The 18,810-nt window shown below is 32.9% G+C and carries 19 protein-coding genes; 2 read left to right on the top strand and 17 right to left on the bottom strand.

The window, feature by feature from the left end:
- Positions 1–51: 51 nt before the first annotated feature.
- From HZR23_RS12495 to HZR23_RS12485, 3 genes are read right to left on the bottom strand one after another with little or no spacing between them, the layout of a single operon-like run.
- The gene (locus HZR23_RS12495) at positions 52–2,385 is read right to left on the bottom strand and encodes a DNA topoisomerase (protein WP_132848089.1); all 2,334 of its coding nucleotides are present in this window, start codon (positions 2,383–2,385) and stop codon (positions 52–54) included.
- A 20-nt stretch (positions 2,386–2,405) separates the two neighbouring features.
- Positions 2,406–3,170 (bottom strand): J domain-containing protein, encoded by a 765-nt coding sequence (locus HZR23_RS12490; protein WP_132848090.1) that lies wholly within the window; start codon positions 3,168–3,170, stop codon positions 2,406–2,408.
- Positions 3,171–3,195: 25 nt separating this feature from the next.
- Complete coding sequence (locus tag HZR23_RS12485; RefSeq protein ID WP_132848091.1) at positions 3,196–3,588, bottom strand: hypothetical protein; 393 nt, start codon at positions 3,586–3,588, stop codon at positions 3,196–3,198.
- Positions 3,589–3,943: 355 nt separating this feature from the next.
- On the opposite strand from HZR23_RS12485, the gene HZR23_RS12480 reads away from it, so the two are divergent.
- Entirely contained in the window at positions 3,944–5,221 is a 1,278-nt protein-coding gene (locus HZR23_RS12480; protein ID WP_132848092.1) for an IS110 family RNA-guided transposase, read from the top strand.
- 239 nt (positions 5,222–5,460) lie between these two features.
- Here HZR23_RS12480 and HZR23_RS12475 read toward each other — a convergent pair whose 3' ends face one another.
- From HZR23_RS12475 to HZR23_RS12415, 13 genes are all read right to left on the bottom strand, one after another.
- Positions 5,461–5,688 carry a DUF3006 domain-containing protein gene (locus HZR23_RS12475; protein WP_249536687.1) on the bottom strand — a complete coding sequence of 76 codons (228 nt, stop codon included), beginning with the start codon at positions 5,686–5,688 and terminating at the stop codon, positions 5,461–5,463.
- Positions 5,678–7,099, bottom strand: a complete 1,422-nt coding sequence (locus HZR23_RS12470; RefSeq protein WP_132848093.1) for an MBL fold metallo-hydrolase — start codon at positions 7,097–7,099, stop codon at positions 5,678–5,680. Before HZR23_RS12470 ends, HZR23_RS12475 begins: the two co-directional genes overlap by 11 nt.
- 307 nt (positions 7,100–7,406) lie before the next feature.
- A complete protein-coding gene (locus tag HZR23_RS12465; RefSeq protein ID WP_132848105.1) occupies positions 7,407–7,913 on the bottom strand; it encodes a M48 family metallopeptidase in 507 nt (168 codons plus the stop codon).
- An 87-nt stretch (positions 7,914–8,000) separates the two neighbouring features.
- Positions 8,001–9,041 carry a PLP-dependent cysteine synthase family protein gene (locus HZR23_RS12460; RefSeq protein WP_132848094.1) on the bottom strand — a complete coding sequence of 347 codons (1,041 nt, stop codon included), beginning with the start codon at positions 9,039–9,041 and terminating at the stop codon, positions 8,001–8,003.
- A gap of 150 nt (positions 9,042–9,191) precedes the next feature.
- Positions 9,192–9,998, bottom strand: a complete 807-nt coding sequence (locus HZR23_RS12455; protein ID WP_243098187.1) for a ribokinase — start codon at positions 9,996–9,998, stop codon at positions 9,192–9,194.
- The gene (locus tag HZR23_RS12450) at positions 9,995–10,654 is read right to left on the bottom strand and encodes a dihydroxyacetone kinase subunit L (protein ID WP_243098188.1); all 660 of its coding nucleotides are present in this window, start codon (positions 10,652–10,654) and stop codon (positions 9,995–9,997) included. Before HZR23_RS12450 ends, HZR23_RS12455 begins: the two co-directional genes overlap by 4 nt.
- A gap of 10 nt (positions 10,655–10,664) precedes the next feature.
- Positions 10,665–11,672, bottom strand: coding sequence for a dihydroxyacetone kinase subunit DhaK (locus HZR23_RS12445; RefSeq protein ID WP_132848095.1), 1,008 nt, complete (start codon positions 11,670–11,672; stop codon positions 10,665–10,667).
- Positions 11,673–11,685: 13 nt separating this feature from the next.
- Positions 11,686–12,396 carry an ABC transporter ATP-binding protein gene (locus tag HZR23_RS12440; RefSeq protein ID WP_132848096.1) on the bottom strand — a complete coding sequence of 237 codons (711 nt, stop codon included), beginning with the start codon at positions 12,394–12,396 and terminating at the stop codon, positions 11,686–11,688.
- Positions 12,390–13,181: an ABC transporter ATP-binding protein gene (locus HZR23_RS12435; protein ID WP_243098189.1), complete on the bottom strand. Its 792-nt coding sequence runs from the start codon at positions 13,179–13,181 to the stop codon at positions 12,390–12,392. The genes HZR23_RS12440 and HZR23_RS12435 overlap by 7 nt, the downstream gene beginning before the upstream one ends.
- Positions 13,181–14,197 (bottom strand): branched-chain amino acid ABC transporter permease, encoded by a 1,017-nt coding sequence (locus HZR23_RS12430; RefSeq protein ID WP_132848097.1) that lies wholly within the window; start codon positions 14,195–14,197, stop codon positions 13,181–13,183. The genes HZR23_RS12435 and HZR23_RS12430 overlap by 1 nt, the downstream gene beginning before the upstream one ends.
- Entirely contained in the window at positions 14,197–15,075 is an 879-nt protein-coding gene (locus HZR23_RS12425) for a branched-chain amino acid ABC transporter permease (RefSeq protein WP_243098190.1), read from the bottom strand. Before HZR23_RS12425 ends, HZR23_RS12430 begins: the two co-directional genes overlap by 1 nt.
- Before the next feature lie 109 nt (positions 15,076–15,184).
- Complete coding sequence (locus HZR23_RS12420; protein ID WP_132848098.1) at positions 15,185–16,348, bottom strand: ABC transporter substrate-binding protein; 1,164 nt, start codon at positions 16,346–16,348, stop codon at positions 15,185–15,187.
- Between the two features lie 25 nt (positions 16,349–16,373).
- Positions 16,374–16,871: an L-2-amino-thiazoline-4-carboxylic acid hydrolase gene (locus tag HZR23_RS12415; protein WP_165913656.1), complete on the bottom strand. Its 498-nt coding sequence runs from the start codon at positions 16,869–16,871 to the stop codon at positions 16,374–16,376.
- Between the two features lie 442 nt (positions 16,872–17,313).
- On the opposite strand from HZR23_RS12415, the gene thiT reads away from it, so the two are divergent.
- On the top strand, positions 17,314–17,994 hold the full coding sequence (thiT, locus tag HZR23_RS12410; protein ID WP_243098191.1) for an energy-coupled thiamine transporter ThiT: 681 nt from the start codon (positions 17,314–17,316) through the stop codon (positions 17,992–17,994).
- A gap of 67 nt (positions 17,995–18,061) precedes the next feature.
- Here the strand turns inward: thiT and HZR23_RS12405 are convergent, their stop codons facing one another.
- Positions 18,062–18,787, bottom strand: a complete 726-nt coding sequence (locus HZR23_RS12405) for a 2-phosphosulfolactate phosphatase (RefSeq protein WP_132848099.1) — start codon at positions 18,785–18,787, stop codon at positions 18,062–18,064.
- Positions 18,788–18,810: the final 23 nt, after the last annotated feature.

Here is an 18,810-nt window from a genome sequence, read left to right as displayed (position 1 = left end):
CCATATCCCCCTCTCCCTAAGTGTACTTAAGAAAGTTAACCTAATAACTCCCTATATTTTATTAATTCGATTAATTCGGTTAACATTAATTAATTCTAAGTTACCGCTTTTATCATCTTTAAACCGAACATCAGCAATACATTTTTCTTTGGTTTGAGGTAATGTTATATTCAAAGCCTTTACTACCCCTTCATTTAATAAGTACTTCATTAATTCAGGGGTTACATCTTGAGCGTATAATGAAAGACTATCTTTCCATGTAGTAAATTTACATTTTTTTCGCCAGTTACTACAAAAGTATGCTTTCCTATTTTCAAGGACATCACCATCATTGCAGGCTATACATTTACCAAGTGATCCTTTCGAGCTTCTTTTGCTTTTAGCATTAGAGTATACTTTACGAGTTTCATCTTTCATATAATTTGCATTTATGTACTGCTTCTTTTCTAAAGCTAACACTCTTTTAGTATTTTTACTTATATAGGATTCTAATTTAACCATATATTCTTCAGGTTTAATATCCCCATTAGATATAAGACTTAAGCCTTTTTCCCAGCTGGCAGTTAAGTCTGGCTTCAACAGTGTTGGAATTGATTTATCTACTACATCATAAATCATTTCACCTAAAGCTGTTGGTGTTAATATTTGAGTTTTCTTATTTAGACTAATATAATCAATATTTTGTAGCTTACTCAATATTCCTGCCCTTGTAGCACTGGTACCTATGCCACTACCCTTAATTTGCTCCCTTAATTCCTCATCTTCAATTAATTTACCTGCATTTTCCATAGCCAGTATTATAGATCCAGAGCTATATCTTTTAGGGGGTGTTGTCTCAGCTTCTTTTATAAGAACCTCAGTAATATTTACCTTCTGGCCCTTCTTAAGTTTCTTTAGGACATCTTCTTTATTAGATTTTGTTGAATCTTCTTTTTTTTCCTCGCCTAATACAGGTAAATACCCCTCTTGAATATTTACTTTAGAAGTTGTAAAGAATCTTTCAGACTTAATTTTTGTTGTTATTGTCAATTGACTAAAAACTGCAGGTGGAAAAAAGATTGCTAAAAAACGCCTTACTATTAATATATATGTCTTTCTATCATTATCCTTTAACTTATTATAGTTTTCTAAGCCCTGTCCAGTTGGTATTATAGCATAGTGATCAGTAACGGCCTTATCGTTTACATACTTAGTTTTTTCAATTCCTTTAAATAAACCTTTTGTATATACCTCTTCAACATAGCTACTTATATCAGAATCATTGCTATCAATCTTAAATATATTTTTAAGTGACATCAATCCCTTAATATTCTTATCTAATTCCTTAGCTACTGCTGTTGTTAAGACTCTAGCATCAGTTCTAGGATATGTTACCATCTTTTTCTCGTACAGATTTTGTACTGTTTTAAGGGTTTCTTCCGGACTAATTTTTAGTTTTTTAGATAATTCGTTCTGAAGTTCCGCCAAATTATATAGTAAGGGTGGATTTTTAGTCTCCTTCTTTCTTTTTACATCTTCGATAATTCCATTAACTTGTTCTCCAGAAAGTAACTCTTTAATAAAGTTCTCTGCTACCTCTTTACTATTGAAACCTATATCCTTATAAAGAAGGGGTGAATTAAGTAACTCGGAGCCTTCTACAACCTTCCACTCCCCATCATAGTCTAATGATTCTTCAAAATTAAATTTTCCATTAATCTTATAGTAAGTAGTTTTAACAAAATCCCTGATTTCCCGTTCTCTTTGAACTATCATAGCAAGTACACATGTCATAACACGACCCACTGCTATAACTACATAGTTTTTGCCTAGTTCTTTACTAAGGGAACCACTATAGCAAAGAGTTAATAATCTAGAGAAGTTTATACCCATTAAATAGTCCTCTTTTGCCCTTAAATATGCTGCTGAAGACAGATTATCATACTCGGAAAGGGGTTTTGCATTCCTTACACCCTTTTTTATCTCATCTACAGTCTGAGAATCAATCCAAACTCTTTTTTTAACTTTATCCTTTACATCTATAATCTCATCTACAAGTCTATAAATATACTCCCCTTCTCGCCCAGAGTCAGTACATACAAAAATGGTAGATATATCTTTTCTTTTCATTTGTTTTTTAATTATTTCAAATTGTTTCCGAACATTACTAATTACCTCATATTTATACTCTTTTGGTAGGAAAGGAAGGTCTTCTAAGTTCCACTTTTTATATTTTGGGTCATACACTTCTGGATAGCTCATAGTAACCAGATGACCAATACACCATGTAACAACAGCATTGTCTGATTCTATAAATCCATCCTGTTTTTTCCCTTTAATATCCAGAGCCTTAGCAAATTCTACGGCTACACTGGGTTTTTCTGCTATAAATAGTGCCTTAGTCATAATTACACTTCACTTTCAATTTATAAATTTCTATACCTTGCAATATTCTCATCACTTAAAAATTCGTAAGCGTCAGTAATCTCTTGAAACCTTCTTGTTGCACCAGGGTCTTTATTCAAATCCGGATGATTTTCCTTTGCCTTTTTTCTATATGCAAGTTTAATTTGACTTTTTTCAGAATTAAATGGAATACCTAAAACATCACAGCTTTTTTCATACTTACTTTTAAACTCTGCGTTTGGATTTAAGCTGTATCCCCTTTGCCCCTCATAGCCACCGTTGTTACCCTGAGAACCCTGTTGATACCAATGTTGTTTAAAAAATTGTTCTTGCCACTGTCTTTGCTGCTCATACTGTCTACGTTGTTCTTCTCTGATTTTCTCTTCTTCCGCTTTTCTATATGCTGTTTTATAATCGTTAATAGACTTATAAGTGTATTTATTTTTATCTGTAACATAATTAGAAAGATTAAATAAATATTCCGTAACAACATATTTAAAATATTTTAGTTTTGAAACAAATATGGATGCAAGCACTGGAAAAACAATAAAGAACATTACAATTAATAGCCCCATAGGGTCCAATAGAATTCTAAGACCCCAAGTTGCAAAAAAGATAAAAAACAAGCATCCACCCATACTTAATAATACTAATAAACCCTTAGAAACACTTTTTATAAATATAACTATAGTTACTATTAAACGAATAAGACTGTCCAGTACAAAAGATATCGATTTTGCAACAAAATAAATTATCTTACCTAATAAGTTATTTATTATATTCATACATTAACCTCGATCCTATATATAGTTAAGTGGTTTTAGTAAATTTGCCCTTACATTTCGGACAGGTTACCACTATCTTTCCTTTGTTCTTATGAACTCGTAAAGTAGTATTACATTGTTGACATTTAAAGTATTTATGGGTTTTAGAACCTTCAATCCTATTCTTAACTTGTGTTAACTTAGAATATAGAGGACTTATAAATATAGAGAATTTATAGTTTTCCATTCTCCTCTTTTGTATATCTTTTGAGAACATTCTATAAAACCCTATAAAAATAGGTACATATCCTAAAATTATTAATAAGGATATCCCTGTAAACTGACCTGATAAGGTTAAAACTATTGATATTACAAATAAAAAGATGGAGAGTTGGTCTTGTCCGTATCTCCCTATCATAAACTTTCTTAGCCAATCCATATAATCACTCCTCGTATAATATGTTTAGGCCATCTTTTTTAGAGGTCTAAACTTATTTATTTTTTATTTCAATTTTTAATTGAGATATCTTAATGTTAATATATTCTTAAGAATAATTAGCAAAGGATAATTCTTTCACTCCTTGCAAAACCTTATGGTTATTGCCTATAAAGCATGCTTCCTGACTTAGTTGTCAAATTCTGCTTACTCAGATGCTGCATCTCTTTGATTAGCCAACAGCAAGGTATTTTTCAAAGATGAATGCTAATAATGCGAGGTTGCAGTCAGCTTCTAAGATTAGGATATCTCTTTTTCTAATTGTTCAACGCTATTCCACACGAAAGGTGGTGATGTTATGAAGAACAACTTTATGTCTACTTTATTTGTTGGTATTGATGTTAGTTCTAAATTTAATGTTTTATGTGCTCTTGATTTTCAGGGTAATAAACTTCTCAAACTTAAAGCTTCAAATAATCAGCCTGGTGCTGAAGTATTTTTAAATAGCATTATCGATTGTTTAAATGATAATAACTTAAAATATGTTGTTATAGCACTTGAATCTACTTCTTTTTATAGTACTCATATTGCTAATTTTCTTTCTTCTAATGATTTATTAATGTATTACAAGCCTCTAGTTTACTGTCTCAATCCAAAGTCTATTTCTAATTACAGAAAATCTTTTATTGATATAGATAAAACTGATCCTTTAGATGCGTACATTATCGCTGACTTTGCCAGAGTCGGCAGAATTACTTGCCAGCCTTGGCGGGGTGCCCAGTTTCTTGCTCTACAACGACTTTCTAGGCATAGACTGCATTTAATTGAGTCAATTACTAGAGAAAAAACTTATATGGTTTCTAATATTTATTTGAAGTTCAGCGAATTAGCAGTATTAGATAAAGGAGATAGGCCTTTTTCTAATACTTATGGAACAACTTCTGCAGCTGTTTTAACAAACTTTCTTTCTCTAGATGATATTACTTATTCATCTATAGAGGATCTAGTCGCTTTTGTTTCGGCTAAAGGCAAAAATCGCTTTAGTAATCCTGTACAAACTGCCAAGCTCCTCCAAAAGGCTGCTAGAGATTCATACCGTTTAGATAAAGTGTTATATGAGCCTTTAAGTACTTCAATTGCTTCTTCTTTTAATCTTATTCAAGCTTTTGATACTGAAATCAAAACTATTGACAAAGCTATAGAAAAAGCTATTAAAGGGCTTAACACCAATGAGTATCAGTCACTTATTTCTATTCCCGGTATTGGGCCAGTGCTTGCTAGTGGTATATTAGCTGAAATAGGCACTGTTACATCATTCGATTCCCATGACTCTTTAGCTAAATACTCTGGTCTGACTTGGAGAGTTAATCAATCAGGTAATTACTCAGCTGATGATACTAGAATGACTAAAACAGGAAATAAATATCTTAGATACTACTTAATTGAAGCTGCTAATAGTGTTAGAAACAACATTCCTGAGTACCATGAATTCTACAAGAAGAAATATAGTGAAGTTACTACTCACTGTCATAAAAGAGCACTCGCACTTACATCTCGTAAATTAGTTCGACTGATTTTTGGCTTGCTGACTAAAAATCAACTCTACTCCAGCAATAAAGTTGGAGACATCAAATAGAATATTTTAGCTTCTAACCTGTTTTTTCTGTTGAAAAAACAAGGTTCTATTAAAGTTACTCTTTTTTTAATCTTTCTTTTATTTCTTTTAAAAATCTTTTCTTGACATACTACCAGATTGCTATTGTATATAGCCAACTTAAACAAATATTTCCCTTTGATTATTATATATTTTATATTACAATACCTCAAGTATATTAGTTTTTCTTATAAATATAAATAGGTAGGAGATATCCTACCCTAATCTTTCCATAGATCATTCATTATTTGTTCTATTCGCTTTCTTCTTTCCTCTGTCCCTTTTCTATCTAATCTTATTTCTATTACGTCCCCTTCTCTAGCTCCATTTGGAACTAAAATCTTAGGCATATCTACTATAGTTTTATCCTCTAGTTCTACTAAAGCATAGTCTCCTTCAAATCTATCAATAATTACTTTCATCCATCTAACCCCTTTTCTATTGGACATAAGCCTTACCTTCATTTTTTATATCTTTTAACCTTCCTGCACCAATTCCATTTATAGATGTTAAGCCATCTAAAGATGAAAACGGCCTCTTACTTATAAGCTCCTCTGCCCTCTCAGGACCAATATGTATAATTTGCTGTAACTCCTTTAAGCTGGCTGTATTTATATTTATTTTACCATTAGAAGCATTATTAGGAGAAGATGTATTCTCAACTTCTGCTTTTTCTATATTATCTTTGTTAATATTTGATAATTTGGTTGGTTGATCTGTTGGTATATCTTTAGGAGGTAATGTCTGATATGGCTTTTTTATATTAACATCATATGTCTGACCATCAGTAGAAAATACTATTGTTCCAAACTCATCCGTTCTAAATATCTCAATTCCATTATTAATCAAACGATTTATCACATCTCTTGATGGGTGATTATATCTATTACCTTTACCTACGGATACTATTGCGTATTTAGGACTAGTAGCATTTAGAAATTGAGAAGTAGAAGATGTACCGGACCCGTGATGTCCTGTTCTTAAAACATCTACATTTAAGTCATGCTTTTGCTTAATCATTTCCATCTCTGAATTTATTTCAGCATCTCCAGTAATTAAAAAAGAACTATTACCATAGGTTATTTTTAATACTGCTGAATAGTCATTTAGTATAGAATATTGAGCAGAATTTGGTGCTACTAATAGCAATTCTACCATAGAATCTATATCAAATGTAACTCCTGCCCTTGCTGTTTTTATACTTATGTTTTTATTTTGAATTGCAAGTAATAGGTCTTCAAAGCCTTTACTTGTATGTGTCACCTTAGGCATTGATACAATCCCTATATTAAAATTATTTATAACTTCTTCAAGTCCACCAATATGATCAGCATGGGGATGAGTACCGATTAAAAGGTCAATTGTGTCTATGTCTAGAGATTTTATATAGGAAACAACTTTGCTTCCCATATGTCTTTCCCCTGCATCTATTAGTATTGCCTTACCACCAGGTGTTTGAATAAAAGTTGCATCCCCTTGTCCTACATCTATAAAATGAATAACTAAGTTTTCAGTAGTATTAAGCTCTTTTTTTAGTTTAGTTTCTTTAAGTTCATCATTTTCATTTACTACTATTAAATCTTCTTTGACAAAACCAGTATCTAACTTTTCATTTGCCTCAGTTGATATCTCTTTATCATTAGATTCTTTTGCACCCAATAAAATTTCATTACTATTATAAACAGGTTCAAGAGTTATACTAAACAGTACAAGAAAAGCCATGGATGCTATTAGATAGGTTTTTATTACCTGCTTCCTATTTCTCTTATTACCCCATTTTATAACTAATGTTGGCCTTATTAGTCCAATTAATAGACCTGTAAAGGACAATAGAAAAAAGAATAAAAACATATTGTTCATATATATCCCCCTTAGAAGTTTTGAATTTATTTATTAATACATCATATGTGTAATTACAACTAACATACTTGAAATAAAAGAGAATAAATTACCTAAAAAAGGACATAAAAAAAAGTCTTTCAAAGTAATCCTTATAATTAACATTGAAGTATTCCCTAAGCTGAAAAATAGATTACCTTATAGACTTTTATATACTCATATATTTTCCAATATATGAATTTATTTCTTATATATAGTTTATACTAACTTTAAATCGCATACTATTGGATTTATTTTACATATGCATACAAAATATCTATGAAACCAACTACATATCCCTAGTTTTTTCAGTTCCTAAAATATCCATAGCTTCCTTATAGTTTGGATATATTTTTCCTAACAAACGCCAAAAAGAACGGTCATGGTTTAAGTGCATCAAATGGCAAAGTTCATGTACAACAACATAGTCTATTGCATGTAATGGATACATTGCTAGTTTCCAGTGGAATGTTAGATGTTTATTCGAATTACAACTTCCCCACCTTCTAGAATCATTCTCTATCGAAAAAGACTTATATTTAACTTTAACCTGTGGTTGATAAAATCTCAGCCTTTCCTCAATTATCTTTTTGCTTGCCCTAGTATAAAAAGCTTGAAGGGCCCATGCTATATCAATTTCTCCGGATACAGGACTAGTGCATACAAAAGCACTCCCATCCCATTCTATATTAATCTTTTTTATTGTCTCATCTACTTTAGTATAAATAGGATAAAATTTTCCTAAATAACAAGCCTTAAATCCAGATTCTTGTTCCATAGAGGATTTCTCCTTCATATAATAATTTGATTTAAATGTTGACAAAAAAGACACTGGATTTGTAGTATAACAACCAAATTCCCCAGTGTCAATAGGACTTATACTTTATAAGGTACAGGAAGAGCATTTATACCTATGGGCTTTAAAGCTTAAAAGTTCGACATTAGTTGAAATAAAGTCTGGCTTTATAGTCTCTCTATTCATTAAATCTGTACTCAAGTACTTTTTATTATCATCAGGAAATACAGTTACTACTACACTTTGACTTCCTAATAATTGTTGGGCCTTAATAGCTCCTAGAAAATTTGCTCCCGATGATATGCCAACACCCAATCCCAAATTAGCTGCCAGTTTTTGCGCCATAACTATTGCATCTCCATCATCAACATCTATTATTTCATCCAACTCATCTAGTTTTACGATTGGTGGTATAAATTCATCAGAAATACCTTGTATTCTATGCTTACCTACTTTGTACCCTGTAGACATAGTTGGTGAATTAGAAGGCTCTAAAGGAAATACCTTTATGTTAGGATTTTTACTCCGCAATGATTTACCGATACCCATAATTGTACCACCAGTTCCTACACCAGCTACTACTGCATCAGGAACTATATTTAAATTTATTAGTTGATTCCAGATTTCCTCACCCGTAGTTAAAAAATGGGCTTCACTATTGAACTCATTGGAAAATTGATAAGGTAAGAAAATATTTTCGTTATTTCTAGCTAATTCCTCTGCGGAGCTTATACTGCCTAAAAATCCACCTTCCTCTTGACTAAGTAATTTTATATCTGCTCCAAAGCTTCTAATTAGGTTTTTTCTTTCTTGACTCATCCAATCGGGCATAAAAATAGTTACTCTATGTCCTAATGACCTCCCAATAGCAGAAAATGCAATACCTGTGTTACCACTAGTTGCCTCTACTATACGGTCTCCTGGCTTTATCATATTTTCCTCATATGCCTTTTTTAAAATATGTAATGCCATTCTATCCTTAATACTTCCGGTCATATTGTAGTGTTCTGCTTTTACATAAATAGTACGTTCTTCCCCTAAGTACTTAAAAACTATTTCAAGTAATGGGGTGGAACCTATTATATTTGTTAAATTATTGAATCTCATTTGAAGATTATTTATGTACATAGCTGGCCTCCTTTCCTTTTATGTGGAAGCTTCTTTATTAATGATTTTGTATATAATTATTTACCTCTTCCACTCTTGGCATAGCAATAGATGTACCTATTCGAGTTACAGACAAGCCAGCAAATACATTAGCATATTTAGCTGCTTCAATTATTTCCTACCTGATGCCAGAGCGGCCACTAAGCCAACATTAAATGCGTCTCCAGCCCCTGTCGTATCTACAACTTCCACCTCTATTGCTTCAACAAAAACCCTTTCACTTTTAGTTGATATATATACCCCTTTACTTCCTAATGTTATTATAACATTTTCTACTCCTTTTTCATGAAAGAAATTAGTAGTTTTAATTAATGACTTTTCATCATTTATCTTTACACCACTAAGACTCTCAGCTTCTAATTCATTAGGAGTTATTAAATAAATACCTTCGTAAATTGCATCTGGTAGATTTATCACTGGTGCTGGATTTAATATTACTTTAACATTATTCTCTTTAGCAATATTTATAGCCTCAATAGTTACATCTAAATTTGTTTCTAGCTGTATTAAAAGATGTGAACCAGATATAATTTCATTTTTAGCTTTTTTAACTTCCTCTAATAAAATATTGTCTGATGCTCCAGGAACCACTGTTATTATATTCTGTCCATCTTCCTCTCCTACCATTATTAGTGCTACACCAGTAGGCTTCTCATTATCTATAAAAATAAAAACCGTTGATATTTCCTCTCTCTCAAAACTTGTTAAGTCAATATCCTTAAAATTATCCTGACCCACCTTCGTTATCATTACAACATTTGCACCAGCTCTTTTGGCTGCCACTGCCTGATTTGAACCTTTACCCCCAGCTGACATTTTAAAGTACGAGCCTTTAACAGTTTCTCCACTTTTTGGGGTAACTGTAACTCTAGCCATTAAATCTACAACAAAGCTCCCAAAAACCGTTACCTTACTCATAGTACCTCCCCTTTAGAGTACTTACTATAAAAATAGTCTTTGCAGCCCTTTATAAATAGCATACCTACCATAGCACCTCCATCTAATATACCAATGCTGGAGTCTCTATAATATGCTGCTCTACCATGTACAGATTTCATCTCTCTTGTTTTTTCCATGCCTTCATATCCAGCCTTTTCGGCGGCATCAAATATTTCTAGTATCCCTTTATTTTTTATTGCTTCCTCTTTTAGTGTTTTTATAGCAGGGTAGAGTGAATCTATAATTGTCTTTTCACCAGGCTTTGCTCCACCTTTATCCATTATTGCCTCTAGAGCCTTTTCAAACCCCATAGATAATTCAATAGCATTTACACTACTCTTCCCCTTGTAAGCCTTAGCCATTCCCATAAATCCAATAGATAACAAAGTCCCGAGAGTAGATGGTGCTGCCTCATTAAATGTTTTTGATATGGTTAAAAAGATTCTACCTAAATCTGTTTCCTCAAGTACCGATAATATTTCACAGGTTTTTATAAACCCACTTGTCATACTTAATCCTAGATCCCCATCTCCATTTTGTGCATCTAACTCTATAAGTACTTCCTTAGACTCGATCATATTAACTTTAATACTTTCAAATATTCCAATAAAGTCTATCTTATCAAAATGCTCCATATTATCCTCCCTATTTATTATAATTTGTGTAAAAAGGAGTAGTTGCTGGCTGTCTAAGCAATGTCTTTAGTTCCTCATCTAGTTTAAATAATGTAATTGATAATCCACTCATTTCCATTGATGTTGCAAACTCCCCAATATGAGGCATAAATATTTTTACACCTTTACCCTCAAGTATTTCATATACTCGCTTATAACAGATTAATTGCTCCTCTAGTGGAGTTGCACCTAGCCCATTTATCATTATAGATACTTCATCACCTTCATTTAACTCTATATCTCCAATAATCTTCTCCATCATAATGTCTACTATTTCATCAGCAGTTTTTAATTCACCAACTTCTATTCCAGGTTCCCCATGAATACCCATGCCTATTTCCATTTGATTATCTTCAATTGTAAACGTTGGTTTTCCGACCTCTGGTACTATACAAGGTGTGAGTGCTACACCCATAGTTCTAATATTATCTAAGGCCTTCTTTACAACATTAGTAACACCATCTAAATCCATCATGTTGTCAGCAGCCGCCCCTGCTATTTTAAAGGCATATACCATACCTGCAACGCCTCTGCGTTTTTCAGCATTTTCCTTAGAACTCGATGCAACGTCATCTTTTACTCTTACCATCGTTGTTTTAATATCCTCAAATTCTACTTCCTCAGTAGCCATTTCAAAGTTTAAATTATCTCCACCATAATTACCATATAAGCATAGAACTCCGGAACCATAATCGCATGCCCTAATCATATCTGCCATTTTTGTTGCTGAAGGAGATGCAAATACATTCCCTATAGCACAACCATCAATCATTCCTTCTCCAACATAACCTAGAAATACAGGTAAATGGCCGCTACCCCCGGCTGTAACGATACCGACTTTACCCGGTTTAGTCTCTGTATTCTTTATTAATATCCTTTTGTCTCCATTCAAAAAAGTTACTTTGTTACCATAGGCATAAAGAATTCCAGTCATGGTTTCATCAACAAAATTCTCTGGCTTATTAATAATCTTTTTCATATATATCCCCCTTTTATATTCCTAAATATGCTTTTCTAACCCGTTCATCCTTTATTAACTCGGTTCCAGTACCCTCTATTAATACCTTCCCCCTTTCTAGAACATAACCCCTATCAGCAATTTGTAGTGCCATAGCTGCATTTTGTTCTATAAGTAGAACTGTTTTTCCAGATTTTTTTATTCTAAGAATTAATTCAAATATTTCCTCTATTATTATTGGTGCTAAGCCCAAAGACGGCTCATCTAACATAATTAAGTCTGGGTCCATCATGAGTCCTCTTGCTATAGCAAGCATTTGCTGTTCTCCACCTGAAAGTGTACCCCCACCCTGATTTATACGCTCCCTTAACCTAGGAAAAAGAGTGTACACTTCTTCTAACTTATTATTAAGCTCATTTTTTCTAATTCGTTTATTTCCAAAGGTTCCAGCTATTAGATTTTCTTTTACCGTAAGTGCTGGAAATATTTTTCGACCCTCAGGCACGTGACTTATACCTAAATGTACAATTTCATGGGATTGGAAATCCGTAATATTCATTTCTTTAAAATAAACATTTCCACTATACTTTTGTACTACATTTGAAATGGCCATGAGAGTCGTTGTTTTACCTGCCCCATTTCCACCAATAAGTGTAATTATTTCACCCTTATTGACATTAAAGCTAATAGAATTTAGAGCATTGATATACCCATACTGTACTGATAAATCAATTACTTTTAACATTTCGCCTCAGCCTCCTTATCAAAGCCTCTACCGAAATATGCTGTAATTACTTTTTCATCTTGTTTTACATATTCAGGCGTTCCCTCTGAAATCTTCTGTCCAAAATTCAATACCAGTACTTTATTAGACATAGACATAATAAATTTCATATCATGCTCTATTACCATAATTGTGTAACCTTCTTTATTTAGATCCTGTATGAACTTCATTAATCCTTGAGTTTCTGAAGGATTCATCCCTGCTGCAGGCTCATCTAAAAGTATTAGTTCCGGATTTAAGGCTAATGCCCTGGCTATTTCGACTCTTCTTTGTATGCCATATGCTAAATTACCTGCTAAAGTATCTTTATATTCATATAGACCTACTTTCTTTAATATTTCTAACCCCTCTTGAGTTACTAATTCCTCATCCAGCTTATACTTTTTATTTCTAAAGATTGCATCAAAGATACTAGCATTAGTTCTAATATGAAATCCTATTTTTACATTGTTTAAAACGGTCATGTTTCTAAATAATTGAATATTTTGAAAGGTCCTAGCTATCCCTTTTTTTGCAATTTCCTCAGGCCTTTTATTAATTATCGATTCACCCTTATATAAAATATCACCTGAGGTGGGACTGTACATGCCAGAGCAAACATTAAAAAATGTTGTCTTCCCTGCTCCATTTGGACCAATAATCCCAAATATATCATTTTTCTCCACCTGCATATTAACCTGTTCTACTGCCTTCAACCCACCAAAGTACTTACATATTTCCTTCGCCTCTAATATAACTTCACCCACTACTTGTCACCTACCTTAACTGGTTTTCTTTTTAATTTTCTTCTAGCCCTATTACCTGCTAAAATACTATCGTAGGCACCGACAAGTCCCTGTGGTCTTAACCACATCATTGTTATTATTAAAATAGCATAGACTACCATTCTGTACTGTGCAGCAAATCTAAATACTTCAGTTATAATATTAACTATTAAAGATCCCACGAAAGGGCCTACTAAAGTACCTTGTCCGCCAATTATGACCATAGAAAGTATATTAAAGCCCTCATCTAACGTAAACATATCCGACGCAATAAATTTATAATATGGTGCATAGGCTGCTCCCATTACCCCTGCCCAAAATGCTCCATACATAAAATTTATAGATTTATAAAAGCTGGATTCTACACCTAAAGATTTTGCTGCAAGTTCATCCTCTCTAATAGAAATCCAAGCTCTTCCTATTCTTGATGTTATAACCCTGTTTGTAATAAATATAAATAAAATAGCTAGTGCTAAGAAAATGTAATAGTATCTTGAAGAGCCACTTATTCTAATCCCCAAAAATATTGGTGAGGGAATTCCTTTAACTCCCATAGGACCTCCTGTTACCGAGGTCCAGTTTAAAGCGATTATCCTTATTATTTCTGAAAACCCTAAGGTTACAATTGCAAGATATATACCTCTTAGTCTCAATGTTGGTAGGGAAATTAAAAAACCTACTAAGGAAGTAAATATCCCAGCAATCAAAAGCAATAACCAAAAGTTCCATCCATACCTAGTGGCCAAAACAGCTTCGGTATATGCTCCTATACAGAAAAAACCCGCATGACCAATGTTGAACTGACCACTATATCCATTAATTATGTTTAAGGACCCAGCTAAAACCGAGTACATTAATACACGGCATAGAATTCCGACAATGTAATTACTATTTATTATGTATGGTAGTAAAATTGATATAAGGATTAAAATTATATTTACTTTAATGCTATGCCTTTCATAAAATGCTTTTATTTTTCTATGTACATTCTCAATCATTATGGTCTACCCACAACCTTTCTAGAGAATCCTTGGGGCCTTATAGTCAGTACTAAGACTAAAAAAACGAATGCAAAAACGTCTCTATAACTATTGGATAGTACGGATATCCCTAAATTTTCAGTTAGCCCTATTAATACGCCACCAAGAGCAGAGGCTGGTGCCTCTGTTAATCCACCCAAAACAGATGAAGAAAAGGCTTTTAAACCTAGTATACCGCCCATAGTAGGCACTAAGGATTGATAATAAATTGATAGTAGCATCCCTGCAACTCCACCTAGGCTACAACCTATGGAATTACCTATCAAAGTAGTTCTATTTACATTAATCCCCATTAAAGCTGCGGCTTTTCTATCCTGACTAACAGCCCTTAATTGAATTCCCCATCTTGTTTTGTTATTCAATATATATAGACCTAAAGATAATACTAAAACAGTTGCAAATATTAAAATCTGAATGGTATTTATTCTAACTCCAGAAATATTATAAAATTTCAAATTTATTGGTTGAGGCATTGCCTTCATATTTGGTCCGAAGATTATTTGAGCTAAGTTTTTTAATAGCATACTAAGTCCAATAGTACAAATTAAAGGAATATGTCTAGGTGAATCAAAGAACTTTTCATAACATATTTTGTATACGACAACTCCGACTAACCATGCAGCTAAAAAGCTTGCTAACATTCCTAAAACTATGTTTTCGCCTATAAAAGTAAATGTATAGTAGGCAGCATATGCACCTAGCATAATTACTTCTCCATGAGTAAATGTAACTAGCCCAACTACACCAACTACAACTGAATAACCAATTGCCATCAATGCATAAATAGACCCTTGAGCTAAGCCATTTATAATCTGCATTATGTAATAATTATCCAAACCGCTCCCCCTCTCTCTATATTTATTTAATTTCCGAATATTATAAAACTGCCTTGCAGCCACTTTATATGGCTACAAAGCAGTAGTCAGTCAACTATCTTTGTTTTCCTTATTTTTTAGCATAGTCAAAGTCTGTTCTTTGAACGAAAGCACCATCAACTATTTCCATTACCAAATATGATCTTGTTATATCTCCTGCTGGGTTAAACTCGATTGGTCCAGTTAATCCAACAAAGCCTTTCAAATTTTGTAGGTTTTCACGAATACCATCTCTTGTAACTTCCCCACTAATATTTTCAATAGCTGCCTTTAATAAATATACTGTGTCATATGCACATGCAGGATGTACTGTTGGTTGGAAATTAGCTCTCTTTTTAAATTCTGTTGCCCATGCCTGCTCATTCTCTTCAGTTATAAAGAATGGAGTTGATAATAATAAACCTTCTACATTTTTACCAGCTAACTCTATTATTTGCATAGAAGTCCCTGGTCCAAGTGCAGTTATATCTACATCCCAGCCCATTTGCGCAATTTGATTCGCCACTAACGCCACATCATTTGCATGCATGATTAATGCGACTGTGTCTGGATTTTGTGCTCTAACTTTAGTAAGTAATGAATTAAAGTCTCTTTCTCCCTCTACAAAATTTTCTGCTGCTACTACATTTAATCCATCTATTTTCGCTTGTCTTGAGAAGTTATCAAATGCTGACTTACCCCAGTCATTGTTAATGTGGATTACAGCTACATCCTTTGCCCCTTTATATTTTTGTAACAGATAACTTGAGAAAAATGGAGCTTCCCCATCTTGTCGGCCCATAATACTAAACATATATTCATTCATACCTGCATAATCCGTATGTGAAGCAGTTGGAGATAATTGTACTATTCCTGCTTCTCCAAGTATCGGAGCATTAGCCATACAGTTTGAACTAGTAAAATCTCCGATAACAGCTAAAACTGATTTATCTTCAGCAACACGTCTAGCAATATCTGCACTTTCTCTTGGATCTCCTTTAGTATCAAATACCTGCAATTCAATTTTTGCGCCATTTATTCCGCCAGATCCATTAATTTCATCAACCGCCATTTGTGTAGCAACTTCAAAGCCCTTACCATATTCAGCATAATTTCCTGTTATAGGTGCAAACACAGCAAATTTGTATATTACCTCTTCTACAGGGCCAGTAGTACTCGGTGGCTTTTTAGCACAACCAACCATAAATGATGAAAGTATTAGAATCATAACTAATACATAAATTAGCTTTTTCATTGATACTCCTCCTAAAAATTTTTATTTACTTTTTAAGGAACCTAATATTACAGGTTTTACAACCCTGTGCGATTGTATTTCCCAATTCAAAGTCGTATCCCATTGATTCAGCAATCCCCCTATCTCCATCCATTGCTATATCACATAATAGAGCAATTTTTTCATCCTCAATGCCAAGCTTTTTCCATGCCTCGACGAGTGCACAATAATTAAACTCAACATATAATTCATTATCAAGTAGAGTTTTGATGTCCATTTCAAAGTTATTTATACCGTCTTCAGTTAAAAAAGCATCTTTAAAATCTGGTAAATTATCAGAAGCAGATATATCTTTTAATATCCCACCATGCATAAGCCCTGTTTGTTTAACTGCAGCTCTTGTAACTTTCTCTGCATCATAACCGGCTTTTTCCATTTCAAGGAACATTAGAGCCATCCATGTGGCTCTGTGCTGTATTGCACCTCTTAATGCATTTGTTTTTTCATTAGTTGTTAATTTAGCTTTATTCTCTATTTTACTCACCTTTTATTCTTCCTCCTTAAAAAGTTATTCTTAGTAAAAAATTGAGCTTTCCTTGAATTATACATATGATACAAGCATTAAAGTTATTCTTTTATTTTTTTAATATTCGATGAACAAAAAAATAGTAAATTTTTATTTGTTAAACAACAAAAAAGATGACCTCTTATTTAGAAGTCATTTATTCAAGATTCATAATTAATTCTATTTTTTCTCCACCTAAAGCAAATCCAATATGCTATATTTTTCTGGTTTATTAGGTTACTTGACAAAACCTACTTTCTAAGCTATCATGAGTAATGGTTTCATTAAGAAGCAAGTTACCTATCTTATGTATTGTTTCTACATAAGCTTATAGAAATGATAGTTACTTTATTTGTAGCTAGTTAAGTAAAATAGAGGTTTCTTAAGTCAACCTCTTACGTAATACTAAAGGAGGTTTTTTATGTTCAAGGAATTCCAAAGGCTTCTAGCCGAAGGAGATTTACAAGGTATCATTTCTTCTATACTAGGTCAAATAATGATTGGGATATTAGCTTTAATTATCCTTTTCATTGCAGTTACACGAGGAAGAGATAAAAACAGGAGGATGAGAATACGAGTACTTACTTACTCAGCTCTTGCTATCGCTGCTTCATTAGCGCTTTCCCAAATTAAATTTATTCAAATGCCACAAGGTGGAAGTTTAACGCCTTTTAGTATGCTATTTATTATTGCAATCGGATACTTTTTTGGTTTGAAATCAGGACTTATGGTTGGAACTGTTTATGGACTAGTTCAATTAGTACTTGGTGGATGGGTAATGCATCCAATTCAACTACTTCTAGATTATCCCCTGGCCTTTGGTGCCTTAGGATTATCGGGAATTTTCGCAAACCATAAATATGGACTAGCTAAAGGGATTTTAATTGGTAGTTTAGGAAGGTTTATCTGTCATTTTCTATCAGGAATTATTTTCTTTGCTTCTTATGCACCAGAGGGATGGAATCCAGTTGTTTATTCAGCCTGGTACAACTTTTCTTATGTAGGAGTTGAAGGTATAGCAAGCGCTTTATTAGTTTCTATACCTGCAGTTAGAAAAGCTTTTAATATTGTAAAAAATAACGCTTCTTTAAGCTATTACTAGAATCTGAGGAATGGTTATATATGCTAAACATATATCCATTCCTTTTATTTTTTAAAGAACAAATCTACTATTTACCATCTATTATCCTAATATTTCCCTCATGATAGACCGGTACTATGTCATATATATTTGTTTGAAGACAGTAATGTAGGTCTTCCTCAAATCCATTTTGCTTTAATAAATTAAAATGAGAACATGTTTTGGCTAAAAAAGAATATAAATCTCCTTTATTATGTTCATATATCTCTTTTACTGCCCAACCTAAATCATTCATAGAAATTTTAACTTTATTTTCGATTAAAGAAACAATCATACCAGCGCAAATGGCATCATCCATCGAGTACTGATCATTAGTACCAGAGCAAACAATAACTGTGCCCATATTATCTTTAATTAACTGATCTGCAATAGCTTTGGCATTTATAAGTGCAGCAATATATATACGGCGTCCTTTTTCACAGGCTTTAATTGTCCTCGTTCCATTCGAAGTAGTTTGAATAATAATTTTATTACTCACATTATCTTCTATAAAATCTAATGGAGAATTCCCAAAATGAAAACCCTCAACTATTTTAGCACTTCTCTCACCACATAATATAGCTAATAATTCATTTGCTTTATAATGTTCCTTCGCTTCTTCAATTGACTCAAAAGGCATTATTTGTCTAGCTCTATTAGCTAAGGCTGTGACTATTACAGAAGTAGCACGAAGAACATCGATTACAACTACATTTTTATTTAGAATAATCTTTTCATTTACATCTTTGACAGATGCTAATACGGTTATATTCATATGTATCCTCCAAATTAAAAAGA

It is taken from the genome of Serpentinicella alkaliphila (assembly GCF_018141405.1).
In the GTDB taxonomy this organism is placed as follows: Bacteria; Bacillota; Clostridia; order Peptostreptococcales; family Natronincolaceae; genus Serpentinicella; species Serpentinicella alkaliphila.
This window is presented reverse-complemented; position numbering and strand designations above follow the sequence as displayed.

What these genes read in the sequence shown, in the direction of transcription:
- HZR23_RS12495 (WP_132848089.1), bottom strand. Translation starts at nt 2,385, where the DNA reads ATGACTAAGGCACTATTTATAGCAGAAAAACCCAGTGTAGCCGTAGAA.
- HZR23_RS12490 (WP_132848090.1), bottom strand. Translation starts at nt 3,170, where the DNA reads ATGAATATAATAAATAACTTATTAGGTAAGATAATTTATTTTGTTGCA.
- HZR23_RS12485 (WP_132848091.1), bottom strand. Translation starts at nt 3,588, where the DNA reads ATGGATTGGCTAAGAAAGTTTATGATAGGGAGATACGGACAAGACCAA.
- HZR23_RS12480 (WP_132848092.1), top strand. Translation starts at nt 3,944, where the DNA reads ATGAAGAACAACTTTATGTCTACTTTATTTGTTGGTATTGATGTTAGT.
- HZR23_RS12475 (WP_249536687.1), bottom strand. Translation starts at nt 5,688, where the DNA reads ATGTCCAATAGAAAAGGGGTTAGATGGATGAAAGTAATTATTGATAGA.
- HZR23_RS12470 (WP_132848093.1), bottom strand. Translation starts at nt 7,099, where the DNA reads ATGAACAATATGTTTTTATTCTTTTTTCTATTGTCCTTTACAGGTCTA.
- HZR23_RS12465 (WP_132848105.1), bottom strand. Translation starts at nt 7,913, where the DNA reads ATGAAGGAGAAATCCTCTATGGAACAAGAATCTGGATTTAAGGCTTGT.
- HZR23_RS12460 (WP_132848094.1), bottom strand. Translation starts at nt 9,041, where the DNA reads ATGTACATAAATAATCTTCAAATGAGATTCAATAATTTAACAAATATA.
- HZR23_RS12455 (WP_243098187.1), bottom strand. Translation starts at nt 9,998, where the DNA reads ATGAGTAAGGTAACGGTTTTTGGGAGCTTTGTTGTAGATTTAATGGCT.
- HZR23_RS12450 (WP_243098188.1), bottom strand. Translation starts at nt 10,654, where the DNA reads ATGGAGCATTTTGATAAGATAGACTTTATTGGAATATTTGAAAGTATT.
- HZR23_RS12445 (WP_132848095.1), bottom strand. Translation starts at nt 11,672, where the DNA reads ATGAAAAAGATTATTAATAAGCCAGAGAATTTTGTTGATGAAACCATG.
- HZR23_RS12440 (WP_132848096.1), bottom strand. Translation starts at nt 12,396, where the DNA reads ATGTTAAAAGTAATTGATTTATCAGTACAGTATGGGTATATCAATGCT.
- HZR23_RS12430 (WP_132848097.1), bottom strand. Translation starts at nt 14,197, where the DNA reads ATGATTGAGAATGTACATAGAAAAATAAAAGCATTTTATGAAAGGCAT.
- HZR23_RS12420 (WP_132848098.1), bottom strand. Translation starts at nt 16,348, where the DNA reads ATGAAAAAGCTAATTTATGTATTAGTTATGATTCTAATACTTTCATCA.
- thiT (WP_243098191.1), top strand. Translation starts at nt 17,314, where the DNA reads ATGTTCAAGGAATTCCAAAGGCTTCTAGCCGAAGGAGATTTACAAGGT.
- HZR23_RS12405 (WP_132848099.1), bottom strand. Translation starts at nt 18,787, where the DNA reads ATGAATATAACCGTATTAGCATCTGTCAAAGATGTAAATGAAAAGATT.